Below are 26,590 nucleotides of genomic sequence, written 5' to 3'. Positions count from 1 at the left end.
CCTTAATATGCACGCAGAGTTTTAAAAACCGAGGCCAGTTTGCTGGCATCTTTACTACCCGGCTGGGACTCTACGCCTGAATTGAAATCGAGGCCTGCGCAGCCGGTTTTCGCGGCTTCTACACAGTTGTCCGGGCTTAATCCGCCCGCCAGCAGAACGTTGTCCAGCTTTTCGCCGTTCAGCAGGGACCAGTCAAAACGCTGGCCGGTTCCGCCCTGACCGTTATCGAGAACGTATTTATCCACGTGGTTCAGGTTACGCGGGGGCAACGTATCGTCAACGCGTTGCGCTTTCCAGATCTGTACCTGCGGTGCCAGCGTGGCGCGCAGGGCATCGATATAGGCCTGATCTTCATCGCCGTGAAGCTGCACTGCGCTCAGGGATAACGCGTCGGCTTTTTCAACCACCTCGGCGATATCCGCATTGCGGAACACGCCAACATAGCTGAGTGGTGCCGCGGCGATGACCTTACGCGCCTGCTCTTCGCTGACCGCGCGAGGAGAGGAATCCACAAAAATCAGCCCGCCATAAATCGCTCCGGCTTCGTACGCGGCCTGGGCGTCCTGTTCGCGGGTTAAACCGCAGACTTTGTTCTCACCCAGCAGCACGCGACGTACTGCCGCATTGAGATCGTCATGTTCCATCATGGCGGAGCCAATCAGGAAACCGTTGGCGAAGTGGCTCAGCTCGCGCACCTGGGCGTAGCTGTTAATGCCGGATTCGCTGATGACCGTGACGCCAGAGCCCAGCCGCGGCGCCAGCTGGCGCGTGCGGTTCAGGTCAATGGACAGGTCACGTAGATCGCGGTTGTTAATGCCGACCACTTTGGCTTCCAGCGCAATCGCGCGCTCCAGCTCCTCTTCGTTGCTCACTTCGGTCAGCACGCCCATTTTCAGGCTGTGCGCGACGGCAGAGAGCTGGCGGTACTGCTCGTCGTCAAGCACCGAGAGCATCAGCAGGCAGGCGTCGGCCTGGTAAAAGCGCGCCAGCCAAATCTGATACGGATCGATAATGAAGTCTTTACAGAGGATCGGCTGCGGCGCGATGCCGCTGACGATCGGCAGAAAATCGAAGCTGCCCTGAAAATATTTCTCATCCGTCAGCACGGAGATGGCTGAGGCATGATGCTTATAAATACCGGCAATGCGCGCCGGGTCGAAATCGTCACGGATAACGCCTTTTGAGGGAGACGCCTTTTTGCACTCAAGAATAAACGCGGTGCGCGCACCCTGCAGGGCGTCATAGAAACGACGGCTGCTCGGGACGACGTCGTTCTGGAAACTGGCAAGCGGCTGCTGTTGCTTGCGGGCTTCCACCCAGATGGCCTTATCGGCAACGATTTTCGCTAAAACGGTCTGCATTCTTTACCCTCTTGCCGCAAGTGCGGTAACGCGATCGTAAGCTGCACCGGAGCGCAGTACATCCAGAACTTTTTGAACGTTGGCCTTCAGGTCTTCCTCACCGTGCAAACGCATCAGCATGGCGACGTTGGCGGCAACGGCGGCCTCATGGGCGACCTCTCCCTTACCTTGTAATAAGCGCGTCAGAATGTCACGGTTTTCTTCCGGGGTACCGCCTGCCAGCGCTTCCTGGTGATACGGAGTTAAACCAAAGTCAGCGGCTTCCAGCTGGTAGCTCAGGATTTCACCGTCGCGCAGTTCGGCTACCAGCGTCGGCGCATGCAGTGACACTTCGTCCATTCCGCCGCTGTGCACCACGGCGGCACGCTGGTAACCCAGCACGCGCAAGGTCTCGGCAATCGGCAGGACCAGTTCCGGACTGTAGACACCGATCAGCGCCAGCGGCGGATGGGCCGGGTTGATCAGCGGGCCGAGCACGTTAAACAGCGTGCGGGTTTTCAGCTGCTGACGAACCGGCATTGCGTGGCGGAAACCGGTGTGATACTTCGGCGCAAACAGGAAGCAGACGCCCAGGTCATCCAGCGCTTCACGGGAACGTTCGGCGTTCATATCGAGATTAATGCCGAAAGCCGCGAGCAAATCAGACGAGCCCGACCGGCTGGACACGCTGCGGTTACCGTGCTTCGCCACCTTCAGGCCACACGCTGCGGCCACAAAGGCGCTGGCGGTTGAAATATTGATACTGTTGCTGCCATCTCCCCCGGTGCCGACAATATCGGCAAACGGATAGTCCGGGCGCGGGAACGGGGCGGCATTTTCCAGCAGGGCCGTGGCGGCACCGGCGATCTCCTGCGGGCTTTCACCGCGGACCTTCATGCTCACCAGCGCGGCTGCGAGCTGTTCCGGCTTCAGCTCGCCGCGAACCACGGCGGAGAAGAGCTGGTGGCTCTCCTGCTGGCTCAGGGTTTGTGCCTGGTACAGTTTTTCCAGAATCGGCTGCAGGGTGTTGGTCTGCTCCAGCTTCTGTAACGCCCAGTCCAGGGTTTGTTCCAGCAGGCGGGCGCCGTGGGAGGTCAGGATGGATTCCGGATGGAACTGCATCCCGCATACGCGATCCGCGTCGTGACGTACCGCCATCACCATCCCTTCAAACGAGGCGTTGATCGTCAGCCCGGCGGGAATGTTGCTGCCGACCAGCGAGTGGTAGCGCGCGACCGGAAGCGGATTCGGCAGCCCGGCAAACATTGCCTGGCCGTCATGTTCAATGCTGGAGGCTTTACCGTGCAGGATCTCGCCCGCCTGGCCGACGTAACCGCCGTAGGCTTCCACGATTGCCTGGTGACCAAGGCAGATACCGATAATCGGCAGCTTGCCGCGCATGCGGGTCAGCAGTTCGGGCATACAGCCCGCTTCGCTCGGCGCGCCCGGCCCCGGGGAGAGCATCAGCACCGGGTTTTGCATGGTCGCCAGACGGTCAATCAGGGTCTGCGCCGGAACGTGGTTGCGGTAGATAACGACGTTATGGCCATTCGCACGCAGCTGATCTGCCAGGTTATAGGTAAAGGAGTCGATGTTATCGAGCAGCAGAATGTCAGCCATCAGAAAATCTCCTGTGCGTGGTGTGCGGTAGCGATGGCGCGCAATACCGCGCGTGCTTTACTGCGGGTTTCGTCAGCTTCAGACTGCGGAACAGAGTCAAGAACAATCCCGGCGCCGGCCTGAACGGTGGCAATACCGTCTTCGACGTAGGCGGAGCGGATCACGATGCAGGTATCAAGGTCACCGTGGGCCGTAAAATAGCCCACCGCGCCGCCGTAGCTGCCGCGACGGCGTCCTTCGGCGGCGGCAATCAGCTGCATGGCGCGCACTTTCGGCGCACCGCTCAGGGTGCCCATGTTCATGCAGGCGCGGTAGGCGTGCAGCACGTCGAGGTCGTGGCGCAGCTCGCCCACCACGCGGGAGACCAGGTGCATCACGAACGAATAGCGGTCGACTTTAGTCAGGTCCGCCACGTAGCGGCTGCCCGGGGTGCAAATACGGGCCAGATCGTTACGCGCCAGGTCAACCAGCATCAGGTGCTCGGAGAGTTCTTTGTGGTCGGTGCGCATTTCCAGCTCGATGCGGCTGTCGAGATCGCGATCCAGCGAGCCGTCGGCGCGACGTCCGCGCGGACGGGTTCCGGCGATCGGGTAAATTTCAATCTGACGGCTGGTGGCGTCATATTTCAGCGAGCTTTCCGGCGAGGCGCCGAACAGCGTGAAGTCGTTGTCCTGCATAAAGAACATGTACGGGCTTGGGTTACTCTTTTTCAGCACGTCGTAAGCGGCCAGCGGCGACGGGCAGGGCAGAGAGAAGCGGCGGGAAGGCACGACCTGGAAAATCTCCCCGGCGCGAATCGCCTTTTGCATCTGGCGAACCACGGCACCGTATTGATCGTCGGTCTGGTTCACATCGCAGGTCATCTTCTCGACGCGCTGCACCGGTAGCGCAGGCGGCGCTTCCGTCATTTGCTGCTGCAGTTGGGCAATGCGGTGCTCCAGACGGGTTTTCTCAGCGCCAGAAGGCGTGAACAGGCTGGCCTGGATACGGGTGTACTGTTTCTGATGGTCGATCACCAGCAGGGTTTCGGCCAGATAGAAACAGTAGTCCGGGCAGCGATTGCCCTGCTCGGTTTCCGGCAAATCTTCAAATCCCGCGACCAGGTCGTAAGCAAACAGCCCGCCAAAGAACATCGCTTCACGCTCATCGTGCGGAACGGTGACCAGGTTTTGCAGCAGGCGGAAGGCATCAAAGACGGACAGGGAACAGAGGCGCGCGTCTTCATCTAACAGTTGGCTAACCGGCGGGAAATGCAGAATGCGCATTTCCGGATGACGCTCGTTTTCGATGCCTGAAGGCAGGGCGGCATCCAGCAGCGGCAGCAGCGATGCACCATTCTCTGACAAAGCCTTAATAGTGACAGTGTCACCTAAGGCGGTAATGCGCAACGCGCTGTCGACCAGCAGAAGGCTTTTCAGATCGTCCTTGCTGTCGATGTCCGCAGATTCCAGCAGCAGCGTTGCCGGGCGAGCCCCGCACACCTGATGAAACAGCGCGGTCGGGTTGTGGCGATAGGCCGCCTCGCAGGTCAGCAATTCGAGATGGGGTTTGGCTGTTTGCATGTTGGTGTTCTCATTTATTCTGTTCAAAAAAAGCCCGCTGAGTAGCGGGCGGGTATCTGTTAGCATTTCGCAGACGCGTGACACTGCCCGAAGATCAGGAAGTACGCCACCAGCCGTGCAGAGTGAAATGTGCTGTCATTTTCAGATACCTTTCTCGTGTGAACCTGCGTACTAGTTAACTAGTTCGATGGCGTGTTGTCAACCCTTGATTTCAGAATTTCACGTTAAGTCGGTATCATGGCGGTTTCGGATGTCTTCAACCTGTTATGGGAAGTGCTTTGAGCGATACCACCTACGCGATTATTTATGATTTACACAGCCATACTCAGGCCTCTGATGGCCTGCTGACACCCGAAGCCCTGGTTCATCGTGCCGTTGAAATGCGCATCGGCACGCTGGCGATAACCGATCACGATACGACGGATGCCATTCCGGCTGCGCGCGCCGAGATTGCCCGCTGCGAGCTGGCACTCAATCTGGTGTCCGGCGTCGAGATTTCGACCGTCTGGGAAAACCATGAGATTCATATCGTTGGCCTGAACATCGATATAGACCATCCGGCACTTATTGAGTTTTTGCAAGAACAAAAAACGCGCCGCAACCAGCGCGCAGAGATGATCGGCGAGCGTCTGGAAAAGGCACATATTCCTGGCGCGCTGGAAGGTGCGCAAAAGCTGGCGAACGGCGGGGCGGTTACGCGCGGTCATTTCGCCCGTTTTCTGGTAGAGGCGGGGAAAGCCACGACGATGGCGGATGTCTTTAAAAAGTATCTGGCGCGCGGGAAAACCGGATACGTTCCGCCACAGTGGTGTACAATAAAACAAGCTATTGATGTGATTCATCATTCTGGCGGTAAGGCCGTGCTGGCCCATCCGGGGCGGTATAATCTTTCTGCTAAATGGCTGAAAAGGCTGCTGGCGCACTTTGCCGAAAACGGTGGTGAGGCGATGGAAGTCGCCCAGTGTCAGCAGGCACCCAACGAGCGCGCGCAGCTCGCGACCTATGCCCGACAGTACGGCCTGCTTGGCTCACAGGGTTCTGATTTCCATCAGCCCTGCGCCTGGATCGAACTGGGGCGCAAGCTCTGGCTGCCCGCTGGCGTTGAGCCGGTCTGGCAGCTCTGGGAACAGCCGCAGCAAATTGAAGAGAGGGAAGTATGAGTCAGTTTTTCTATATCCATCCGGATAACCCGCAGCCACGCCTGATTATCCAGGCCGTGGAGATCGTCCGCAAAGGCGGCGTGATTGTCTACCCGACCGATTCCGGCTACGCGCTGGGCTGCAAAATTGAAGATAAAGGGGCGATGGAACGCATTTGCCGCATTCGCCAGTTGCCGGACGGCCATAACTTTACCCTGATGTGCCGCGATCTCTCTGAGCTGTCCACCTATGCTTATGTGGATAACGTGGCGTTTCGCCTGATTAAGAACAACACGCCGGGCAACTACACCTTCATCCTGAAAGGAACGAAAGAGGTGCCGCGCCGCCTGCTGCAGGAAAAACGCAAGACTATCGGCATGCGCGTGCCGTCGAACCCGATTGCGCAGGCGCTGCTGGAAACCCTCGGTGAACCGATGCTGTCTACCTCGCTGATGCTGCCCGGCAGCGAGTTTACCGAGTCCGATCCGGAAGAGATCAAAGATCGTCTGGAGAAGGTGGTCGAGCTGATTATTCATGGCGGTTATCTCGGCCAGCAGCCGACCACCGTGGTCGACTTAACCGAAGATGCACCGGAAGTGATTCGAGAAGGCGTGGGTGACGTAAAGCCTTTCTTGTAAAGTATAAGCAGATATATTATGCGGCCATCAAAGCAGGGCTCAGCCCTGTTTTGACCTGATTCGACGCCTGTGAAGGCGCTCAAGTATAATAAAAATCATTATTAATCAATGTATTATTCTAAGTGGGCGAATGGCGATCATCGCTTTGTGTGGCAGCTTTAGCAGCACGTTGACTCCCATCCTTCATGCACACCGTTTTCTATTCTCTGGCAGGCTTCAACGTCTGCGCCAATAAGCAGGTATCACCAACGGACTTCTTTGATTCGGGAGAAGCTGGTGGAAGTGAGGGATCGCTATGTGCTCATTGTAAGCCAGCATGATTGCTGGCTTGGCTTTGGGTGTTTATCGGAAGTACAGAACAGACCCGGCGATAATGATTGATAGCAATCCTAAAACAGAGAAAGCGTACTCGACGATAAACCAATTTTTGAACCAAAGATTAACGGATTTACGATAAAATTGATCTTTGTGGCGTAACCTGAGTTAAATCCTATCGAGCCCGCTTTGTCGAAAATAATAGCCCCTGCCGGGAGAGAACCAAACTTTTCTTTATACAGCATACAGATCGCGGAGAAGCGCTTTTTGTTGATAAATGAGAGCAACGCGACGGCGATACCGCAGACAAGGCTTAACCCTCCAAATCCGCAGATGATTAGACCTGATGGTAAATTGGTCATTTGTTGACCCAAAGCCACAGACCACCGAGAAGCAATGCAACCAAACCAATCACTGAGCAAACAAATTCCGCAATAAACCAGTATCTGATTTTTGCTGGTAAGTCTCTGATGAATGCAACATCATCGTTCTTGCTATGGATGGATTTTTTTCCATAGATCAACGGATGAATGATGAAGTCCATTTTGGTTGTGTACCCTGCTGTAAATCCAATGACGTCAGCATCTTTCAATACTGCGGCGGCAAGGGGCAAAGTTCCAAACTTGGCTTCATACAAACGGCAGACCTCAAGGAATCGCTTTTTGTTCAGAATGGAGATGATAACCATCGAAACTAAAGCGATCATCATTGCTCCTGAAATGATGAAAAGCAGAGCATCAGATGCGGTAACGGTCATTTTGTTACCTCATAAACTTTTTCACCTAATGTTTCGCCGAGTTTTCCTCCCATCTCTCCCCCGGCATATCCAGCCGCGCCAGTGAAGATTACACCGCAAGCCAACATTCCCGCACCAGCTGCTTCAATAGTTAATGCGCCCAAGACAAAAGAACAAACGGTTGCAGAGGCTCCCCCTAATGCGAGTGAACCTGCGAATACACCGCCTCCGATGCTCATACCAAAACTTCCAACCTCGGTATACGCCGTTTTCTCGCAGTCAGACCCGACTGTGCAGGCTTCGTAAATTTTACCCAGCCTATTCACGCCATCAAGAGCGATTCCGACATAGCCCGCTGTTTTCATCATTTTCACATACTTTGCAGCTTTCTCGATGAAAGTGGCGTAGCCCTCAATATCTGCAACTCCGGTCTGATTCCAGCGATGTGTAATCGAACTGGTTGAAAGTCCCAACGCCCGTTTAATGTCTGGGTAGTCCTGCAATGCCAGTTTGTGACGCGTGAAATCCGTTAGAATGCTATCGAGTTCACCGAACAGTTGCCGTCTCTGAACATAAAATTGTTCACTGATCAGTGATCCGCTGGTGATATACTGATTTTTGTATGCTTGCTGAATCTTGGTCAGAACACTCTCGATCTTCTCAAAGTATTTTCCCGCAGCTTCTGAGGCGATCCCTGTTGTCGTACTGGCTTGAGAGGTAAAAAGATCAATGGTGTCTTTATGTTTATGCAGGAAGTTAGCTTCCTGAATTGTCAGCGGTTCTAACGCCGCATCGACTCGCGCTTTCGCGGCTTTAATGTGGGCGATTTGCTCGTCGTCCTGTTTTTCTGGATCAACCAGAAGCATAATCGAACCCGCTTTGTATCTTTCATGCGGGCCGTTCAGCGTAGAGAATAGCTCCTTTGCTCCTGCTGGCGGGTTTTCTGTAAATAGCAGACGTTGCCACGCTTCTGTAGTCCCGCCACAGGGGAGAACGGCAAAACCTGCGTCGATGCCTGTTTTCTTTTTCGCTGTCTGGGCGTGTTGTTCTGGTTCTGAGTATGCGTTTGAAGTGAGTGAGGCGGATAGTGGAGCCACTGCCGCTAAGCCTACATTTCTAAATGCCTTTGGTTCTTCTTTTTCATACATGGGGTAAGCATTGGAAGGACGTATTTTTGCCTTACAAGGGCATGAACTATAGCTATCGAGCGACCCTGCTACACGTCTGTCATCTGCACCATCCGTAAAAATTGAGATCCCGCCGATAATCTTGTATGTGTTGCCATCTTTGCCACAGGTTACAGGATCACCTTCTTTCGCTATCGGTTTACCGAAGGCAATACCCAGTGCGGAGCCTACAACTATCCTTCCTCCGCATGAAGTTCTGTCCCCCTGACATAAAACAATACCTGTCGCCATAGCGCCCTCTACCTGGTATGGAAATAATCACGGAGGTCATTTTACAAGCAATAACCATATGAACAACAAGTATTTGACCTAAGTGAAACTACGTTTCGTAACAACCAGTAAAGGGGCTTAGTGCTCCACGAATGTCCTGGTGTATTTGCACTGTTCGGACGGTCTGAACGGCACTGTCTCTGTATAATTTGCGTTGCTATAGATGCAGACCTTTGCGTTGTCTGTCTCCTGCTCGTCACTAAGAATTAAGGTTATGCGTCCAGCACGGGCGAGGACTGGCACTAACACCAGCGTGAGCACCAGATGTTTCATACGCATCTCCTTATAAATCCATCTCATTGATCACACGGCTAACGGCTTGCTTGTTTACATCCAGATAGCGCCTGGTATCGGTGATGTTGCTGTGATTGAGCACGGTCATAGCTAAAGCGATGTTGTTTGCAGAACGCTTGTAGATGGCATTCCCGCCAGCTTTGCGGAAGTTGTGCGCCGATACAGTGCCATGAATCCCGATAGCTTTAGCGGCTTCTGCAATCTAGCAGGTAAAACAGACGCTTGCATTTGGCGATTCAGCTCATATCAAGTGCAGCACCTACTTGATTCGCAAGGGGCAAATCATCCTTGGAAAGTTCAAGTTTCTTCATGTGAAGACTTGCAAGCACTTCGTTTGCTGTCTAAACGCTACCATTTACCATGCGTTTACCATGCGTTGGAAGTGAGCTTCCGAATAGCCTTTTGCGGCTTCAATGGTATAAGAAGCAGATAATGGAGAAGCAGGATTTATGTTTCTGTGCAACGGTCCTAACTCCAACAGACGCTCGACTTCGGCAACATCCCTTTCGAGTGCATGTAGAAGATAATTGTCAAAGTCTTGCTTAGTGGCGGCTCGGTAGCTCTAAATTTTACGTTTGAACTCTTCGAGGCTCATCGTTCCATTCTGTACAAGGGGAATGAAAGGACGGATCTGATTCATGATCATTTCTGTTTGCTTTTGTCTATCAGTACCGAGACTTAAGCGCACAAAACTTGTTGAATCATTTAGTCTAAAGTTAGTGTAGTATGTGCGCCCACGAATCATTGTGTGTGACAGCTTGTGTGACACGTTGTTTGCCATGCTGTGTACCATGAAATAGTTACAGATCAGCGAGTTAGTCTAATTTTAGCGTTAACTCGTTGTTTTAGAAAGTACACCAGACGCCTGTGAAGGCGACACCTGAGGAAGCTCAATGAGCGAGAAGTTACAGAAAGTGCTGGCGCGTGCCGGCCACGGTTCACGCCGTGAAATCGAAGCCATTATTGAAGCGGGCCGCGTGAGTGTGGACGGTAAAATCGCCACGCTGGGTGACCGCGTAGAAATCGTACCGGGGCTGAAGATCCGTATCGACGGTCATCTTATCTCCGTGAAAGAGTCTGCTGAACAAATCTGCCGCGTGCTGGCTTACTACAAGCCGGAAGGCGAGCTGTGTACCCGCAATGACCCGGAAGGTCGCCCGACGGTGTTTGACCGTCTGCCTAAACTGCGTGGCGCTCGCTGGATTGCCGTTGGTCGTCTGGACGTGAATACCTGCGGTCTGCTGCTGTTTACTACCGATGGTGAACTGGCAAACCGTCTGATGCACCCAAGCCGTGAAGTGGAACGTGAATACGCCGTGCGTGTGTTCGGCCAGGTTGACGAGAATAAACTGCGCGACCTGTCGCGTGGCGTTCAGCTGGAAGACGGTCCTGCGGCGTTCAAAACCATCAAATTTACCGGTGGGGAAGGCATCAACCAGTGGTATAACGTGACCCTGACCGAAGGCCGCAACCGCGAGGTGCGTCGTCTCTGGGAAGCGGTAGGCGTGCAGGTTAGCCGCCTGATCCGTGTCCGTTACGGCGACATCCTGCTGCCAAAAGGCCTGCCGCGTGGGGGGTATACCGAACTGGATCTGACCCAGACCAACTATCTGCGCGAGCTGGTCGGCCTGACGCCGGAAACTACTTCTAAAGTGGCGGTGGAGAAAGATCGTCGCCGCATGAAGGCGAACCAGATTCGCCGTGCGGTGAAGCGTCACAGCCAGGTGAGCAGCAACCGCCGCTCTGGCAGCCGTAATAACAACGGTTAATGTAAAAGCCCGGTGAAGACACCGGGCTTTTTTTTTAGTAATCAATCCCCATCTGCGCTTTGATGCCCGCATCAAACGCATGTTTAACCGGACGCAGCTCGCTGACGGTATCTGCCAGCTCCAGAATATCCCGATGACACCCGCGCCCCGTGATGATGACCGTCTGATGGGCGGGACGGTTTTTCAGGGCATTAAGCACGGTGTCCAGCGGCAAATAGTCGTAGGCGACCATATAGGTGATCTCATCCAGCAGAACCATATTGAGTGAAGGATCGGCCAGCATTCTTTTAGCGTGCTCCCAGACGGCCAGACAGGCTGCGGTATCGGTTTCGCGGTTCTGGGTGTCCCACGTAAAGCCGGTCGCCATCACCTGGAACTCAACGCCGTGAGGCTCAAGCAGATTACGCTCGCCGTTAGGCCACTCACCTTTAATAAACTGGATAACGCCGACCTTCTGCCCGTGGCCGACGGCGCGTGTCGCCGTGCCGAATGCGGCCGTGGTTTTCCCTTTACCGTTGCCGGTAAAGACGATGACGATCCCGCGCTCGTCCTGAGCGGCCGCGACGCGTGCATCGACCTGTTCCTTCAGCCGCTGCTGGCGCTGCTGATGACGTTCTTCACTCATTGCGAGATTCCTGGTTTACGGCCCGGCTGGGCGTCAAAGGTCATCCCGGTTTTGCGGCGGCTGTCGTCGCCCATCAGCCAGAGATAGAGCGGCATAATGTCTGCCGGCGTTTTCAGCTTCTGCGGATCTTCCGTCGGGAAGGCGCTGGCGCGCATTTTTGTGCGCGTACCGCCCGGGTTAATGCAGTTTACGCGCAGATGGCGGCTTTGGTACTCCTCTGCCAGCACCTGCATCATGCCTTCGGTTGCGAATTTTGATACGGCATAGGCACCCCAGTTTGCGCGCCCCTCACGGCCTACGCTGGAGGAGGTGAACACCAGTGAACCCGAATCCGATTTGAGTAATAAAGGAAGGAGTGCCTGGGTCAGGAAAAACGTCCCGTTGACGTTGACCTGCATGACCTCCTGCCAGATCTCGGGATCCTGTTCATCCATCGGGCGAACTTCGCCAAGCAAGCCGGCATTATGCAGTACGCCGTCCAGGCGCGGGTAATGGGTGCTGATGCGGTGAGCAAGCTCCTGACATGACGCGGGCGTGCACGTGAGCAGATCGAGCGTGTACCAGCGAGCAGGAATCCCACCTGCGGCTTCAATCTCCTGCGCCACCCCTTTAAGTTTTTCTTCGTTGCGGCCGGTCAGGATGACGCTCGCGCCATACTCAGCGTAGGTCAGCGCCGCTTCACGGCCAATCCCGTCGCTGGCCCCAGTGACAAGAATGATGCGGTTCTGCAGCAGATTTTTTTGCGGTTGATAATGCAAGGTGACTCCTCGGCGCACGGTGACTTAAACACGCCTTCTTTTGTGACTTTTCGGCTTTATGCCCGAATTCGCCTGATAATTCAATCAGTCTACAGGACGCATTGCTGTAAAATTAACAATTTGCAAATATTTAAACGCCAGACCGGGGATTCCTGAAGGCGCCTCGCAGAGGTAGTGTCACGAGCGAGACGCATGGGCAGGGGGTGTTGTACACTGCCGTGAAAGATTCGTGGTTAAATCAAGGTGGAACGCGTGGAATTACTTTCTCAATATGGGTTGTTTTTGGCGAAAATCGCGACGGTGGTGATTGCCATTGCGGTGGTTGCCGTTCTGATTGTCAACCTGACGCAGCGCAAGCGTCAGCGTGGGGAGTTACGCATCACCCGCCTGAGCGAGCAGTATAAAGAGATGCAGGAAGAGATGTCTCTGGCCCTGCTTGACAGCCATCAACAGAAGCTGTGGCTCAAAGCGCAGAAGAAAAAGCATAAGCAGGAAGCCAAAGCGGCAAAGGCAAAGGCGAAGCTCAATACGCCACAGGATAAGGTCACGCCACGGGTTTACGTGCTCGATTTTAAAGGCAGCATGGATGCGCATGAAGTCGCGTCTTTGCGCGAAGAGGTCACTGCCGTGCTGGCCGTGGCGACGCCGCAGGACCAGGTCGTTGTTCGTCTTGAAAGCCCGGGGGGCGTGGTGCACGGCTACGGCCTGGCGGCCTCTCAGCTGCAGCGCCTGCGTGAAAAACAGATCCCGCTGACCGTGGCCGTAGATAAAGTGGCGGCGAGTGGTGGCTACATGATGGCCTGCGTGGCGGACAAAATTGTGGCCGCACCGTTCTCGATTATCGGCTCGATCGGCGTGGTCGCACAGATCCCGAACTTTAACCGCTTCCTGAAAAATAAAGAGATTGATATCGAGCTTCACACTGCGGGTCAGTACAAACGCACCCTGACGCTGCTGGGGGAAAACACGGAAGAAGGGCGCCAAAAATTCCGTGAGGATCTCAACGAAACGCATCATCTCTTTAAAGACTTTGTGCACCGTATGCGCCCGACGCTGGACATTGAGCAGGTCGCAACGGGTGAGCACTGGTACGGCGTTCAGGCGCAGGAGAAAGGGCTGGTGGATGAAGTCGGAACTAGCGACGATCTGCTGCTCAACCTGATGGAAGGCCGGGAACTGGTGGGCGTCCGCTTTGCTCAGCGCAAGCGACTCCTTGACCGCTTTACCAACAGTGCGGCAGAAAGCGCGGACCGCCTGCTGCTCCGCTGGCTACAGCGTGGACAAAAACCGCTGCTGTAAACAAAAACGCGAGGCTTATGCCTCGCGTTTTGCGTTAATCGACCAGGTGATATTTCTCGGAAAGCGTATGTGCCAGGTATTTAAACATGTTAAACACGGCGGTGCTTTTCGGGGTCGGTAAGCCCTGTTCATCAAGGAAGTATTCGCCGCTGAAAACCAGCACGCCATTACGCTGCTCAACGCCGGTGGCTTCAATGCCTGCCAGCGTATCTTCATGGTCACGAATAAGCTTGTTTGCTTCGATAAGCAGAGAGGCTCGGTCAATAGGTTGGGTCGTATTCTGCATAATCCACTCCTTAAACAGTGACAATAGTCTACGCCGAGGGCGCTTAGGGGGCAAATTTTCCCTGTAATGTGAGGGGATAAGGTGCAGGGGCCTGGCTGGCAGGATTTGCTTTTGCATGCTAATAAAGTTGCGTAACGAATTTTATCAGGTAGAGTGTGCGCTTTCGTCATTCTGGCAACAGAATTGCTTGACATTCAACCGGGAATTCGTCACGAATTACACGAGATGTGAGAAAAATACCCGAGAACTCAATCACCTGGGCGTCTTTTCTTTAACGCCCGGTAAGACAAAGGGGTTGATATCTCCTGACGCAGTCGCAATATCATTGGCTCGTCGTCAGCGGAAGGGAAATCAACGTGCGGCGTATTCCTGGAAGAATTAAATTAGGTAAAGGTGAATATGGGTAAAGCTCTCGTCATCGTTGAGTCCCCGGCAAAAGCCAAAACGATCAATAAGTATCTGGGTAATGACTACGTGGTTAAGTCCAGCGTTGGTCATATCCGCGATTTGCCGACCAGTGGCTCAGCCAGCAAAAAGAGCGCAGACTCTACCTCCACCAAAGGGGCTAAAAAGCCTAAAAAGGATGAACGTAGCGCGCTTGTCAACCGCATGGGTGTTAACCCATGGCATAACTGGGATGCACAATATGAAGTGCTTCCAGGGAAAGAAAAAGTCGTTAACGAGCTGAAGCAGCTGGCTGAAAAAGCAGACCACATCTATCTCGCAACCGACCTTGACCGCGAAGGGGAAGCCATTGCGTGGCACCTGCGGGAAGTGATCGGGGGTGATGACAAACGCTACAGCCGCGTAGTGTTTAACGAAATTACGAAGAATGCGATTCGTCAGGCGTTTGAGAAGCCGGGCGAGCTAAACATCGACCGTGTTAACGCCCAGCAGGCGCGTCGCTTTATGGACCGCGTTGTGGGCTACATGGTTTCTCCACTGCTGTGGAAAAAGATTGCCCGTGGCCTGTCCGCAGGTCGTGTGCAATCCGTCGCCGTGCGTCTGGTCGTTGAGCGCGAGCGCGAAATTAAAGCCTTCGTGCCGGAAGAGTTCTGGGAAGTCGATGCCAATGTGACCACGCCGGGCGGTGACGCTCTGCCGCTGCAGGTAAGCCACCAGAACGATAAGCCTTTCCGTCCGGAAAACCGCGACCAGACCATGGCCGCCGTGGCGCTGCTGGAAAAGGCACGCTATCAGGTGCTGGAACGTGAAGACAAACCGACCAGCAGCAAGCCTGGTGCGCCCTTTATCACCTCCACCCTGCAACAGGCGGCGAGCACCCGTCTGGGTTACGGCGTGAAGAAGACCATGATGATGGCCCAGCGCTTGTATGAAGCGGGTTACATCACCTACATGCGTACCGACTCAACCAACCTGAGTCAGGACGCGGTCAACATGGTGCGTGGCTACATCAGCGACAACTTCGGTAAGAAATACCTGCCGGAAAGCGCTAACCAGTTCGCCAGCAAAGAGAATTCTCAGGAAGCGCACGAAGCGATTCGTCCTTCTGACGTCTCTGTGCTGGCTGAATCGCTGAAAGATATGGAATCCGACGCGCAGAAGCTGTATCAGCTGATCTGGCGTCAGTTCGTGGCGTGCCAGATGACCCCAGCCCAGTACGACTCCACCACGCTGACCGTTGGCGCGGGTGATTTCCGTCTCAAGGCGCGCGGTCGTATTCTGCGTTTCGACGGCTGGACAAAAGTGATGCCTGCGCTGCGTAAAGGTGATGAAGACCGAACGCTGCCTGCGGTGAACAAAGGTGATGAACTGTCTCTGGTTGAGCTGATTCCGGCTCAGCACTTCACCAAGCCACCGGCACGCTTCAGTGAAGCCTCCCTGGTAAAAGAGCTGGAAAAACGCGGTATTGGCCGTCCGTCGACCTACGCGTCAATTATCTCGACGATTCAGGATCGTGGCTACGTCCGCGTTGAAAACCGTCGTTTCTATGCGGAAAAAATGGGTGAGATCGTCACCGACCGTCTGGAGGCCAACTTCCGCGAGCTGATGAACTACGATTTCACCGCGCAAATGGAAGACAGTCTCGACCAGGTTGCCAGCCACCAGGCGGAATGGAAAAAGGTCCTCGACAGCTTCTTCAGCGATTTCACCGACCAGCTTGAAAAAGCGGAGAAAGACCCTGAAGAGGGCGGCATGCTGCCTAACCAGATGGTACTGACCAGCATCGACTGCCCAACCTGTGGCCGCAAGATGGGGATCCGTACTGCCACCACGGGCGTGTTCCTGGGCTGCTCCGGCTACGCGCTGTCGCCAAAAGAGCGCTGTAAAACCACCATCAACCTGGTGCCTGAGAACGAAGTTCTCAACGTGCTGGAAGGTGACGATGCGGAAACTAACGCTCTGCGTGCCAAACGCCGCTGCAAAAAATGCGGCACGGCAATGGACAGCTACCTGATCGATCCAAAACGCAAGCTGCACGTGTGTGGTAATAACCCAACGTGTGACGGGTATGAGATCGAAGAGGGCGAGTTCCGCATTAAAGGCTATGACGGCCCGATTGTGGAGTGCGAGAAGTGTGGTTCTGAAATGCACCTGAAAATGGGGCGTTTCGGTAAGTACATGGCCTGTACCAACGACGAATGTAAAAACACGCGCAAAATTCTGCGTAACGGTGAAGTGGCCCCGCCGAAGGAAGATCCGGTTCCGCTGCCGGAGCTGCCGTGTGAGAAATCCGACGCGTACTTCGTGCTGCGTGACGGCGCGGCAGGTGTCTTCCTGGCCGCCAACACCTTCCCGAAATCGCGCGAAACCCGCGCGCCGCTGGTGGAAGAGCTATATCGCTTCCGCGATCGTCTGCCGGAGAAACTGCGTTATCTGGCCGATGCGCCGCAGCAGGATCCGGAAGGCAACAAAACCGTGGTGCGTTTTAGCCGTAAAACAAAGCAGCAGTATGTTGCGGCAGAGAAAGAGGGTAAAGCGACCGGATGGTCAGCCTTCTTTGTCGATGGAAAATGGGTTGAAGGCAAGAAATAATCTTCCCTAACCGTAACTTACCTGTAAAAGGGCCGGATTTCCGGCCCTTTTTTATTACCTTGTTATTATTTTTTGTTCCGTACTATACAGTCAGGCTATAAATGATATAGTGGTTATAGTTAACCTTTTTCTTATTATTAAATCGTCTTAAGCGATTGACCGCATGCGCTAAATCGGATGGTCTGGCATGAAATTACAGCAGCTTCGTTATATCGTTGAGGTGGTGAATCATAACCTTAACGTCTCTTCTACCGCCGAGGGGTTGTATACCTCGCAACCGGGCATCAGCAAACAAGTTCGTATGCTGGAGGATGAGTTAGGCATTCAGATCTTCGCCCGCAGCGGTAAGCATCTCACTCAGGTGACGCCTGCAGGGCAGGAAATCATCCGCATTGCGCGTGAAGTCCTCTCTAAAGTCGATGCGATTAAGTCTGTGGCGGGGGAGCATACCTGGCCGGATAAAGGCTCGCTGTATATTGCCACGACGCATACTCAGGCGCGCTATGCGCTACCCGGCGTGATCAAAGGCTTTATCGAGCGTTATCCTCGCGTCTCGTTGCATATGCACCAGGGCTCGCCAACGCAAATCGCTGAAGCCGTCTCTAAGGGGAATGCAGACTTTGCCATCGCCACCGAAGCGCTTCACCTGTATGACGATCTGGTGATGCTCCCGTGCTACCACTGGAACCGTTCTATTGTGGTGACCCCCGATCACCCCCTGGCGGGTAAAGGGTCGGTCACTATCGAAGAGCTGGCCCAGTATCCTCTGGTGACCTATACGTTTGGCTTTACCGGCCGGTCCGAGCTTGATACGGCATTTAACCGGGCAGGGTTAACGCCGCGCATTGTCTTTACCGCGACCGATGCCGACGTGATTAAGACCTATGTCCGGCTTGGATTGGGCGTGGGCGTCATCGCCAGCATGGCGGTCGATCCGGTGTCAGACCCTGACCTGGTGCGTCTTGATGCGCACGACGTTTTCAGCCATAGCACCACAAAAATTGGGTTCCGCCGCAGCACCTTCCTGCGCAGCTATATGTATGATTTTATTCAGCGCTTTGCCCCTCATTTAACGCGTGACGTGGTGGATACCGCCGTGGCATTACGCTCAAATGAAGATATTGAAGAGATGTTTAAAGACATCAAACTCCCCGAAAAATAATCACACCTGGTATCTTTCCCCCAGGGAAAGATACCGAAATAACGCCTCAAAGCTAAATTAGAATTATCATCATCTGCTTTCCCTGCCATATAATGTCATTAGCCATTTGCTTTGTAAGGTTTTAATGTCGTGAATTGGCGACAAAAGTAGAAACTAATTTACGCCTCCGCAAATTTTTCTTTTCAATAATTTATTTCTGGTCAAAAGATTGAATATTTCATACCTCCCGGTGCGTAAATTCACTGGCTTTTCGGCTAAAGTTTCTTTAGGATTTATCTCAACAGATGATTAATTGTACCAATTGTTTGGTCCTAAATGATAAGCGATGTCGATTGTATGAGGTTAGCAATGCCTTCAGGAAGTGAAGAACCGCAAAGGGATCCTGCGCTCAAGCGTAAAGCCTGGCTGGCGGTCTTTCTCGTCTCCGCCTTGTTTTGGGTGGCTGTTGCTCTCCTGGCCTGGAGATATTGGGGTTAAATATGGCAGTGACGGTACGTACCGCTTCGGTAAAACAGATGTGTCAGCATCGTGACAACGGCCACAGAGGGCGTAAAGCACCTGCAACTGTTGTACCTGCGTCCTGGAAACTGACGCCGCAGCAGCAAGCGTTTATTGATGTGTTCGCAGAAGACGAACCCAAAAAACAATAATTTAGTTTATTGCGTAATGATGCAAATAGTCTGAATATCGACTCTGCACTTTTGTACTCTTTAATAAATACACATCAGCAATATAGCACTGAGGAACAACCTCGGAATTTTTATAAATAATGCCTGGTGTCCCTATGATGAATAACATGACGTCTCACAAATACTGGTCGTGGATCGGCGTTTTTACCGTGTCGATTCTGTTCTGGAGTCAGCTCATCTGGCTGGCGCTCCACTAAATTGTAAAACCTCGCTACGGCGGGGTTTTTTGTTTCCCCCTTGTGGACCAATCCGAAATTTATCAATTTGGGTTGTTATCAAAACGTTACGACATCTTTGTGTTATCTTTAATTACAGCCCTGATGATTGTCGGGACATCTCTGTGATTAAGGAGGAGCTTATGTCGTTAACCCTACGCGAAGCCAGTAAGGACACATTACAGGCAGAAAATAAAACCTGGCATTACTACAGCCTGCCGCTGGCTGCCAGAACGCTTGGGGACATTTCGCGTTTACCCAAGTCCTTGAAAGTTTTACTTGAAAATCTCTTGCGCTGGCAGGACGGTGAATCCGTCACGCTCGATGATATCCAGGCGCTGGCAGGGTGGCTTGAGAAGGCCCATGCCGACAGAGAAATCGCCTACCGCCCGGCAAGGGTGCTGATGCAGGACTTTACCGGTGTTCCGGCCGTGGTTGATTTAGCCGCGATGCGCGAAGCCGTGAAGCGTCTCGGCGGAGATACGGCAAAGGTTAACCCGCTTTCCCCCGTTGACCTCGTCATTGACCACTCCGTGACCGTTGACCACTTCGGTGATGACGATGCCTTTGGTGAAAACGTTCGTCTCGAGATGGAGCGTAACCACGAGCGCTACGTCTTCCTGAAGTGGGGACAGCAGGCGTTCAGCCGATTTAGCGTGGTCCCGCCAGGCACCGGCATTTGTCACCAGGTAAACCTTGAATATCTGGGTAAAGCCGTCTGGAGCGAATTGCAGGATAAAGAGTGGGTGGCTTATCCGGACACGCTGGTGGGCACGGATTCACATACCACCATGATCAACGGTCTGGGCGTGCTGGGCTGGGGCGTCGGCGGTATTGAAGCGGAAGCCGCCATGCTCGGCCAGCCGGTATCCATGCTTATTCCGGATGTGGTGGGCTTCAAGCTCACCGGAAAACTGTCTGAAGGCATTACCGCCACCGACCTGGTGCTGACCGTCACCCAGATGCTGCGCAAGCATGGTGTGGTAGGCAAGTTTGTCGAATTCTACGGTGACGGACTGGATTCACTGCCGCTGGCCGACCGCGCCACCATTGCCAATATGGCGCCGGAATACGGTGCCACCTGCGGCTTTTTCCCCATTGACGACGTCACGCTGGAGTACATGCGCCTCAGCGGCCGCAGCGAAGAGCAGGTCGCGCTGGTGGAAGCGTACACCAAAGCGCAGGGCATGTGGCGCAATCCGGGCGATGAGCCTGTTTTCACCAGCACGCTTGAACTCGATATGGGAAGCGTCGAAGCGAGCCTCGCGGGGCCGAAACGCCCGCAGGATAGGGTTGCGCTGACCGACGTGCCGAAAGCGTTTGCCGACAGCAATGCCCTGGAAGTGAACGTGGCGCAGAAAGACCATCGTCCCGTCGACTATGTTCTGAACGGACATCAGTATCAGCTTCCGGACGGCGCGGTTGTGATTGCCGCCATTACCTCCTGCACCAACACGTCCAACCCCAGCGTATTAATGGCGGCCGGTCTGCTGGCTAAGAAAGCGGTAGAGCTTGGGCTAAAACCTCAACCGTGGGTTAAGGCCTCGCTGGCGCCGGGCTCCAAAGTGGTGTCGGATTACCTGGCTCAGGCCAAACTGACGCCGTACCTGGACGAGCTGGGCTTTAACCTCGTGGGCTACGGCTGTACGACCTGTATTGGTAATTCCGGGCCTCTGCCTGAACCTATCGAAACGGCGATCAAGCAGGGTGACCTGACGGTCGGCGCCGTACTGTCCGGTAACCGAAACTTTGAAGGGCGCATTCACCCGCTGGTGAAAACCAACTGGCTTGCTTCGCCGCCGCTGGTGGTGGCTTATGCCCTGGCCGGGAACATGAATATCAACCTGGTGACCGATCCGATTGGTCACGATCGTAAGAATGATCCTGTCTATCTGAAAGATATCTGGCCTTCTTCACGTGAAATCGCGCTGGCCGTTGAGAAGGTCTCTACCGAGATGTTCCGCAAAGAGTACGCGGAAGTCTTTGAAGGCACGCCGGAATGGAAAGCCATCAATGTTGCAGGTTCGGATACCTATGGCTGGCAGGATGACTCGACCTATATTCGTCTGTCGCCGTTCTTTGATGAGATGCTGGCCGAGCCGGCGCCGCTTAAGGATATTCACGGCGCGCGCATCCTGGCCATGCTGGGGGATTCTGTCACGACGGACCATATCTCTCCGGCGGGGAGCATCAAAGCCGATAGCCCGGCAGGCCGCTATCTGCAAAGCCGGGGTGTCGAACGCCGCGATTTTAACTCTTACGGCTCGCGCCGCGGTAACCATGAAGTCATGATGCGCGGGACCTTTGCCAACATCCGCATTCGTAACGAAATGGTGCCGGGCGTGGAAGGGGGCATGACGCGCCATCTGCCGGGCACGGAAGTCGTGTCGATTTATGATGCGGCGGTCAAATACCAACAGGAAGGGACGCCGCTGGCGGTGATTGCCGGGAAAGAGTACGGTTCCGGCTCCAGCCGCGACTGGGCGGCGAAAGGCCCGCGCCTGCTTGGCGTTCGGGTGGTCATCGCCGAATCGTTCGAACGTATTCACCGTTCGAATCTGATCGGCATGGGGATCCTGCCGCTTGAGTTCCCGCAGGGCGTGACGCGTAAAACGCTGGGTCTGACCGGGGAAGAGCAGATTGATATTAGCGGCCTGCAAAACCTGCAGCCGGGTAAAACGGTGCCGGTAACGTTAACGCGGGCAGATGGGAAAACCGAGGTGCTGGATTGTCGGTGCCGTATTGACACGGCAACCGAGCTGACCTACTACCAGAACGACGGCATTTTACATTACGTGATTCGTAAGATGCTGGATTGATGAAACGAGCCCGGCACGCGTGCCGGGCTTTTATATCACTCTTTCAGCAGATGGCCCATTTTGGCGGCTTTGGTATCGAGGTAGTGGGCGTTTTTCGGGTTACGGCCGACAATCAGCGGTACACGTTCAACGATGTTGATCCCGGCTTCGGTCAGGATCTCCACTTTTTTCGGGTTATTGGTGAGCAGACGAACTTCGTCTACGCCCAGCAGCTTGAACATATCGGCGCACAGGGTGAAGTCACGTTCATCAGCCGCAAAACCGAGCTGATGGTTGGCTTCAACCGTATCGTAGCCCTGGTCCTGAAGCGCGTAGGCGCGAATTTTATTCAGCAAACCAATGTTACGCCCTTCCTGACGGTGATAAAGCAGCACGCCGCGGCCTTCTTCAGCAATGTGAGAAAGGGCCGCTTCCAGCTGGAAACCGCAATCACAGCGCAGGCTGAACAGCGCGTCGCCGGTGAGACACTCTGAATGGACGCGGGACAGCACCGGCGTCTGCCCTGAAATGTCGCCATACACCAGTGCGACATGATCCTGTCCGGTTGCCAGTTCTTCAAAACCCACCATCAGGAAATCGCCCCATGGGGTTGGCAGTTTGGCTTCTGCCACACGTTTAAGCTGCATGTGATTCTCCAGAGTAGGCTGACACGTTTCGTGCCTGTGCCCTGTTTTGCTTTCTGTATCAGTTTATTTTGCCACAAGCTCAGCAGGTTCGCCTAATGGGCACCATGCGATATGGCCGTTAAAAGCACGATCCGACATCTCCACCCAGCGAACAAATTTCAGTTATGATTGTGACGCTTAGCAAAAAGGAGAAGACATGCATTCAATCGCCAGACGTACGGCAGCAGGTGCGGCCATTTTACTGATTATGCCTTTGGCCGTATGGCTTTCAGGGTGGATGTGGCAGCCCGGGCAGAACGCCTCGTGGCTGAAAACGTTATACTGGATTACGGAAACGGTCACCCAGCCCTGGGGAATTATCACCCACGTCCTCCTGTGCGCCTGGTTTCTGTGGTGCCTGCGCTTTCGTCTGCGCGCGGCGCTAATGCTCTTTGCGATCCTCGGCGGCGCTATCCTTATCGGTCAGGGCGTAAAATCCTGGGTGAAAGATCGCGTTCAGGAGCCGCGTCCTTTTGTCGTCTGGCTGGAAAAAACGCACCATGTTCCGGTGGATGAGTTCTACACTTTAAAGCGTAAAGATCGTGGCGCACTGGTGAAAGAACAGCTTGCGGAACAGCAGGATATCCCGAAATTCTTGCGTAAACACTGGCAGAAAGAGACCGGGTTCGCGTTTCCCTCCGGCCACACCATGTTTGCGGCCAGCTGGGCGCTGCTGGGGGTTGGGCTGCTTTGGCCTAGACGTCGAACGGTCACCATCGTGATTTTACTGGTCTGGGCGACGGGAGTGATGGGCAGCCGCTTACTGCTGGGGATGCACTGGCCACGGGACCTGGTCGTCGCCACGCTCATTTCGTGGATGCTGGTGATGCTGGCGACCTGGCTGGCTGAACGATTCTGCGGCCCGCTAACGCCACCGCCGGAAGAGAAAGAAGAAATAGCCGAAAGGGACCAAACGGACGCCTGAAGGTTGATATTGCGCATTTTGCCCATAGATCCATGACTGGCGCGTCACTTTTTCCATTTCGCGCCCGTCACTAAAATGGTAGTTTATAAGGCTGATTGCGGTAAGTTGAACATACTTTATTCGCTTGAACCACATAACGGGAAGTAATGTGAAATATTTACTCATTTTCTTACTGGTATTGGCGATTTTTGTCATTTCAGTCACATTGGGTGCACAAAACGATCAGCAGGTGACGTTTAACTATCTGCTGGCTCAGGGCGAGTATCGCGTGTCGAGCCTGCTCGCGGTCTTATTTGCTGCAGGCTTTGCCACTGGCTGGCTGGTTTGCGGTTTGTTCTGGTTAAAAGTCCGTGTTTCGCTTGCGCGCGCTGAACGTAAAATCAAACGACTCGAACATCACATTGCGCCTGCGTCCGACATGCCGGAAAGCTCTGGCGTGCCGGTCGTGAAGGAATAATCGACGATGCTGGAGTTGTTGTTTCTGCTTTTGCCTGTCGCCGCAGCCTATGGCTGGTATATGGGCCGCAGAAGTGCGCAACAAACAAAACAGGATGAGGCCAACCGGCTCTCCCGCGACTACGTTGCGGGGGTGAACTTCCTCCTGAGCAATCAGCAGGACAAAGCGGTAGACCTGTTCCTCGACATGCTGAAAGAGGATACGGGGACCGTTGAAGCCCATCTTACCCTGGGGAACCTGTTCCGCTCGCGCGGCGAGGTTGACCGCGCCATTCGCATTCACCAGACCCTGATGGAAAGCGCCTCGCTGACCTACGATCAACGACTGCTGGCCGTACAGCAGTTGGGACGAGATTACATGGCTGCGGGGCTGTACGATCGCGCGGAAGATATGTTCGCACAGCTGGTGGATGAAACAGATTTCCGCATCGGCGCGCTGCAACAGCTCCTGCAGATATATCAGGCCACCAGCGACTGGCAGAAAGCCATTGATACGGCTGAACGTCTGGTGAAGCTGGGTAAAGATAAGCAGCGCGTTGAGATCGCCCATTTCTACTGTGAGCTTGCCCTTCAGCAGATGGGCAATGACGACATGGACAAAGCCATGGCGTTGCTGAAGAAAGGTGCCGCCGCGGACCGCAACAGCGCCCGTATCTCCATCATGATGGGGCGCGTTTTTATGGCGAATGGCGACTACGCCAAAGCCGTTGAAAGCCTGCTGCGGGTTATCGACCAGGACAAAGAGCTGGTCAGTGAAACGCTGGAAATGCTGCAAACCTGCTATCAACAGCTGGACAAGCGGGAAGAGTGGGTGGCATTTCTGCGTCGCTGCGTGGAAGAGAATACCGGCGCAACCGCGGAACTGATGCTTGCTGACGTTGTTGAGCAGTATGAGGGGGGCGACACCGCGCAGGTCTATATCACCCGACAGCTTCAGCGTCATCCGACCATGCGGGTCTTCCATAAGCTGATGGATTACCACCTGAACGACGCGGAAGAAGGGCGCGCGAAAGAGAGCCTGATGGTGCTGCGCGACATGGTTGGCGAGCAGGTGCGCAGCAAACCGCGCTACCGTTGCCAGAAGTGTGGTTTTACCGCCTACACGCTCTACTGGCATTGTCCGTCCTGCCGGGCCTGGTCCACCATCAAGCCCATCCGCGGCCTGGACGGGCAGTAATTTTTTAAAAGCCTTCATTTTAGTTACAACATACTGATGGTATTTAACGTTTTCTGAGCACCGTGCGGTTTGCCGGCCTGGCAGGCAGATAAATGGATTCTGTCAATTTGCGGCGTCGGCAGGTAGAATGCTGGCCGTTTATCTGTTCCGCGCCGCTGCGCGCCCATAGACGAAAAGGGCTGGTCATGACGTCTGTTACATCCTCCACTTCCCGCGTAATTACGGATTCTCCTGTTGTTGTTGCGCTTGATTACAATAAGCGTGACGCTGCACTGGCGTTTGTCGACGGTATCGACCCTCGCGATTGCCGCCTGAAAGTTGGCAAAGAGATGTTCACGCTGTTTGGACCGCAAATCGTTCGCGATCTGCAACAGCGCGGCTTTGACGTTTTCCTCGACCTCAAATTCCATGATATTCCGAACACCACGGCCCACGCCGTTGCTGCAGCCGCCGAGCTGGGCGTATGGATGGTCAACGTCCATGCGTCGGGTGGGGCAAGAATGATGACCGCTGCCCGTGAGGCGCTCCTGCCGTTCGGTAACGACGCGCCGCTGCTTATCGCCGTCACCGTGCTGACCAGTATGGACGAAAATGATTTACGCGACCTTGGCGTGACGTTGTCACCTGCGGAACATGCCGAACGTCTCGCGCGTCTGACGCAGCAGTGCGGCCTGGATGGCGTAGTCTGCTCCGCGCAGGAAGCGGTACGTTTCAAATCAGCGCTGGGCCAGGATTTTAAACTCGTTACGCCGGGTATCCGTCCTGCGGGCAGCGACGTGGGCGATCAGCGCCGCATCATGACGCCTGAGCAGGCGCTGGCTGCGGGCGTTGACTATATGGTTATCGGGCGTCCGGTGACGCAGTCTGCAAACCCGGCAGAGACGCTTAAGGCTATCAACGCATCGCTGAACAAGGGGGCGTAATGACTGATTCCAACAGCCGTCTGGTCTACTCAACCGAGAGCGGGCGTATCGATGAACCGAAAACGAAAGTGGAACGTCCTAAGGGGGACGGTATCGTGCGCATTCAGCGTCAGACCAGCGGACGTAAGGGGAAAGGGGTCTGCCTTATTTCCGGTATTGATCTGGATGATGCTGAACTGACAAAGCTGGCTGCCGAGCTGAAAAAGAAATGTGGATGCGGCGGGGCCGTGAAGGACGGCATTATCGAAATCCAGGGTGATAAACGTGATTTAATTAAATCACTGCTCGAAGCCAAAGGCATGAAAGTCAAACTGGCAGGCGGCTAAAATAAATGAGCCACGGCAAATGCCGTGGCTCGTGTTATATACGTGCGTATGTCAGACCTGAAATGCGTTTAAATATCGCAATATCGAGGAAGGCTTAGATAATAGTTATTTGCCAACCTGGTGACCGATAATACCACCGACAGCAGCGCCACCTAATGTACCCAGCGTACTACCATCCGTTAATACTGCACCACCGAGAGCACCGGCACCGGCACCAATCGCGGTGTTACGGTCACGTTTAGACCAGTTAGAGCATGCGCTCAGGGACATAGCGACAGTGATTGCCAGAACAGCGGCGGCTAATTTTTTGCTGGTTAAGGTCATAATACTTTCTCCTGAATTATCGATTCACGGAAAGATGTACACGTTAAGTATAGACTAATCGAATACTTAATTCT

27 protein-coding genes and 1 other annotated feature are annotated in these 26,590 nt (G+C 54.3%); of the genes, 15 read left to right on the top strand and 12 right to left on the bottom strand.

Annotated features, from left to right (window positions below; translation table 11 throughout):
• Positions 1 to 2: 2 nt before the first annotated feature.
• The 4 genes from trpCF to trpL all read right to left on the bottom strand — a co-directional run bounded on the left by trpCF (position 3) and on the right by trpL (position 4,661).
• Positions 3 to 1,361 carry a bifunctional indole-3-glycerol-phosphate synthase TrpC/phosphoribosylanthranilate isomerase TrpF gene (gene trpCF / locus ACOTXF_RS00245; RefSeq protein WP_008502805.1) on the bottom strand — a complete coding sequence of 453 codons (1,359 nt, stop codon included), beginning with the start codon at positions 1,359 to 1,361 and terminating at the stop codon, positions 3 to 5.
• A gap of 3 nt (positions 1,362 to 1,364) precedes the next feature.
• The gene (trpD, locus tag ACOTXF_RS00240) at positions 1,365 to 2,960 is read right to left on the bottom strand and encodes a bifunctional anthranilate synthase glutamate amidotransferase component TrpG/anthranilate phosphoribosyltransferase TrpD (protein WP_008502806.1); all 1,596 of its coding nucleotides are present in this window, start codon (positions 2,958 to 2,960) and stop codon (positions 1,365 to 1,367) included.
• On the bottom strand, positions 2,960 to 4,522 hold the full coding sequence (locus tag ACOTXF_RS00235; RefSeq protein WP_045417959.1) for an anthranilate synthase component 1: 1,563 nt from the start codon (positions 4,520 to 4,522) through the stop codon (positions 2,960 to 2,962). Before ACOTXF_RS00235 ends, trpD begins: the two co-directional genes overlap by 1 nt.
• A gap of 25 nt (positions 4,523 to 4,547) precedes the next feature.
• Positions 4,548 to 4,640 (bottom strand) — a sequence feature (Trp leader region).
• On the bottom strand, positions 4,617 to 4,661 hold the full coding sequence (trpL, locus tag ACOTXF_RS00230) for a trp operon leader peptide (RefSeq protein ID WP_106993556.1): 45 nt from the start codon (positions 4,659 to 4,661) through the stop codon (positions 4,617 to 4,619). Its footprint overlaps the feature before it by 24 nt.
• A gap of 139 nt (positions 4,662 to 4,800) precedes the next feature.
• On the opposite strand from trpL, the gene rnm reads away from it, so the two are divergent.
• Both rnm and ACOTXF_RS00220 read left to right on the top strand, forming a co-directional pair.
• Complete coding sequence (rnm, locus tag ACOTXF_RS00225) at positions 4,801 to 5,682, top strand: RNase RNM (protein ID WP_025913082.1); 882 nt, start codon at positions 4,801 to 4,803, stop codon at positions 5,680 to 5,682.
• The gene (locus ACOTXF_RS00220) at positions 5,679 to 6,299 is read left to right on the top strand and encodes an L-threonylcarbamoyladenylate synthase (RefSeq protein ID WP_045417956.1); all 621 of its coding nucleotides are present in this window, start codon (positions 5,679 to 5,681) and stop codon (positions 6,297 to 6,299) included. The genes rnm and ACOTXF_RS00220 overlap by 4 nt, the downstream gene beginning before the upstream one ends.
• A gap of 389 nt (positions 6,300 to 6,688) precedes the next feature.
• Here the strand turns inward: ACOTXF_RS00220 and ACOTXF_RS00215 are convergent, their stop codons facing one another.
• The 3 genes from ACOTXF_RS00215 to ACOTXF_RS00205 are packed head-to-tail and all read right to left on the bottom strand — an operon-like array spanning position 6,689 to position 8,768.
• A complete protein-coding gene (locus tag ACOTXF_RS00215) occupies positions 6,689 to 6,976 on the bottom strand; it encodes a hypothetical protein (protein WP_047747444.1) in 288 nt (95 codons plus the stop codon).
• A complete protein-coding gene (locus tag ACOTXF_RS00210; RefSeq protein ID WP_047747445.1) occupies positions 6,973 to 7,371 on the bottom strand; it encodes a hypothetical protein in 399 nt (132 codons plus the stop codon). The genes ACOTXF_RS00215 and ACOTXF_RS00210 overlap by 4 nt, the downstream gene beginning before the upstream one ends.
• Complete coding sequence (locus tag ACOTXF_RS00205) at positions 7,368 to 8,768, bottom strand: PAAR domain-containing protein (protein ID WP_232926606.1); 1,401 nt, start codon at positions 8,766 to 8,768, stop codon at positions 7,368 to 7,370. The genes ACOTXF_RS00210 and ACOTXF_RS00205 overlap by 4 nt, the downstream gene beginning before the upstream one ends.
• Before the next feature lie 1,226 nt (positions 8,769 to 9,994).
• Here ACOTXF_RS00205 and rluB point away from each other — a divergent pair.
• Complete coding sequence (gene rluB / locus ACOTXF_RS00200; protein WP_008502809.1) at positions 9,995 to 10,870, top strand: 23S rRNA pseudouridine(2605) synthase RluB; 876 nt, start codon at positions 9,995 to 9,997, stop codon at positions 10,868 to 10,870.
• 34 nt (positions 10,871 to 10,904) lie between these two features.
• Here the strand turns inward: rluB and cobO are convergent, their stop codons facing one another.
• A complete protein-coding gene (gene cobO / locus ACOTXF_RS00195) occupies positions 10,905 to 11,495 on the bottom strand; it encodes a cob(I)yrinic acid a,c-diamide adenosyltransferase (RefSeq protein WP_045417944.1) in 591 nt (196 codons plus the stop codon).
• Positions 11,492 to 12,253, bottom strand: a complete 762-nt coding sequence (locus ACOTXF_RS00190) for a YciK family oxidoreductase (protein WP_008502811.1) — start codon at positions 12,251 to 12,253, stop codon at positions 11,492 to 11,494. Before ACOTXF_RS00190 ends, cobO begins: the two co-directional genes overlap by 4 nt.
• A 252-nt stretch (positions 12,254 to 12,505) precedes the next feature.
• On the opposite strand from ACOTXF_RS00190, the gene sohB reads away from it, so the two are divergent.
• Positions 12,506 to 13,552 carry a protease SohB gene (gene sohB / locus ACOTXF_RS00185; protein WP_008502812.1) on the top strand — a complete coding sequence of 349 codons (1,047 nt, stop codon included), beginning with the start codon at positions 12,506 to 12,508 and terminating at the stop codon, positions 13,550 to 13,552.
• Positions 13,553 to 13,586: 34 nt separating this feature from the next.
• Here sohB and ACOTXF_RS00180 read toward each other — a convergent pair whose 3' ends face one another.
• Positions 13,587 to 13,838, bottom strand: coding sequence for a YciN family protein (locus ACOTXF_RS00180; protein WP_003856804.1), 252 nt, complete (start codon positions 13,836 to 13,838; stop codon positions 13,587 to 13,589).
• 399 nt (positions 13,839 to 14,237) lie between these two features.
• Between ACOTXF_RS00180 and topA the strand changes: the two genes are divergently transcribed.
• The 6 genes from topA (at position 14,238) to acnA (ending at position 21,720) form a co-directional block, all read left to right on the top strand.
• Positions 14,238 to 16,835 (top strand): type I DNA topoisomerase, encoded by a 2,598-nt coding sequence (gene topA, locus ACOTXF_RS00175; protein WP_023344331.1) that lies wholly within the window; start codon positions 14,238 to 14,240, stop codon positions 16,833 to 16,835.
• A gap of 187 nt (positions 16,836 to 17,022) precedes the next feature.
• A complete protein-coding gene (gene cysB, locus ACOTXF_RS00170; protein ID WP_008502814.1) occupies positions 17,023 to 17,997 on the top strand; it encodes an HTH-type transcriptional regulator CysB in 975 nt (324 codons plus the stop codon).
• 336 nt (positions 17,998 to 18,333) lie between these two features.
• The gene (locus tag ACOTXF_RS00165) at positions 18,334 to 18,474 is read left to right on the top strand and encodes a YmiA family putative membrane protein (protein WP_213374860.1); all 141 of its coding nucleotides are present in this window, start codon (positions 18,334 to 18,336) and stop codon (positions 18,472 to 18,474) included.
• A 2-nt stretch (positions 18,475 to 18,476) separates the two neighbouring features.
• The gene (locus ACOTXF_RS00160; RefSeq protein ID WP_021240301.1) at positions 18,477 to 18,647 is read left to right on the top strand and encodes a hypothetical protein; all 171 of its coding nucleotides are present in this window, start codon (positions 18,477 to 18,479) and stop codon (positions 18,645 to 18,647) included.
• 137 nt (positions 18,648 to 18,784) lie between these two features.
• On the top strand, positions 18,785 to 18,883 hold the full coding sequence (gene ymiC, locus ACOTXF_RS00155) for a small membrane protein YmiC (protein ID WP_032623144.1): 99 nt from the start codon (positions 18,785 to 18,787) through the stop codon (positions 18,881 to 18,883).
• A 161-nt stretch (positions 18,884 to 19,044) separates the two neighbouring features.
• A complete protein-coding gene (gene acnA, locus ACOTXF_RS00150) occupies positions 19,045 to 21,720 on the top strand; it encodes an aconitate hydratase AcnA (RefSeq protein WP_023327633.1) in 2,676 nt (891 codons plus the stop codon).
• Between the two features lie 35 nt (positions 21,721 to 21,755).
• Here the strand turns inward: acnA and ribA are convergent, their stop codons facing one another.
• Positions 21,756 to 22,346, bottom strand: coding sequence for a GTP cyclohydrolase II (gene ribA, locus ACOTXF_RS00145; protein ID WP_008501210.1), 591 nt, complete (start codon positions 22,344 to 22,346; stop codon positions 21,756 to 21,758).
• Between the two features lie 196 nt (positions 22,347 to 22,542).
• Between ribA and pgpB the strand changes: the two genes are divergently transcribed.
• The 5 genes from pgpB (at position 22,543) to yciH (ending at position 26,192) form a co-directional block, all read left to right on the top strand.
• Complete coding sequence (gene pgpB, locus ACOTXF_RS00140) at positions 22,543 to 23,310, top strand: phosphatidylglycerophosphatase B (RefSeq protein ID WP_232926608.1); 768 nt, start codon at positions 22,543 to 22,545, stop codon at positions 23,308 to 23,310.
• A gap of 148 nt (positions 23,311 to 23,458) precedes the next feature.
• On the top strand, positions 23,459 to 23,767 hold the full coding sequence (locus ACOTXF_RS00135; protein WP_232926610.1) for a LapA family protein: 309 nt from the start codon (positions 23,459 to 23,461) through the stop codon (positions 23,765 to 23,767).
• Positions 23,768 to 23,773: 6 nt separating this feature from the next.
• On the top strand, positions 23,774 to 24,943 hold the full coding sequence (gene lapB, locus ACOTXF_RS00130) for a lipopolysaccharide assembly protein LapB (RefSeq protein ID WP_023617208.1): 1,170 nt from the start codon (positions 23,774 to 23,776) through the stop codon (positions 24,941 to 24,943).
• Positions 24,944 to 25,128: 185 nt separating this feature from the next.
• Positions 25,129 to 25,866 (top strand): orotidine-5'-phosphate decarboxylase, encoded by a 738-nt coding sequence (gene pyrF / locus ACOTXF_RS00125; protein ID WP_025913077.1) that lies wholly within the window; start codon positions 25,129 to 25,131, stop codon positions 25,864 to 25,866.
• The gene (gene yciH / locus ACOTXF_RS00120) at positions 25,866 to 26,192 is read left to right on the top strand and encodes a stress response translation initiation inhibitor YciH (protein WP_008501215.1); all 327 of its coding nucleotides are present in this window, start codon (positions 25,866 to 25,868) and stop codon (positions 26,190 to 26,192) included. Before pyrF ends, yciH begins: the two co-directional genes overlap by 1 nt.
• 105 nt (positions 26,193 to 26,297) lie before the next feature.
• Here yciH and osmB read toward each other — a convergent pair whose 3' ends face one another.
• Positions 26,298 to 26,516 carry an osmotically-inducible lipoprotein OsmB gene (osmB, locus tag ACOTXF_RS00115; protein WP_008501216.1) on the bottom strand — a complete coding sequence of 73 codons (219 nt, stop codon included), beginning with the start codon at positions 26,514 to 26,516 and terminating at the stop codon, positions 26,298 to 26,300.
• Positions 26,517 to 26,590: the final 74 nt, after the last annotated feature.

Origin of the sequence: Enterobacter cloacae complex sp. IR53041 (genome assembly GCF_049238285.1) — a bacterium.
Lineage (GTDB): Bacteria > Pseudomonadota > Gammaproteobacteria > Enterobacterales > Enterobacteriaceae > Enterobacter > Enterobacter roggenkampii.
The sequence above is the reverse complement of the archived record's forward strand: the minus strand, read 5'-3'. Positions and strand labels throughout refer to the sequence as shown.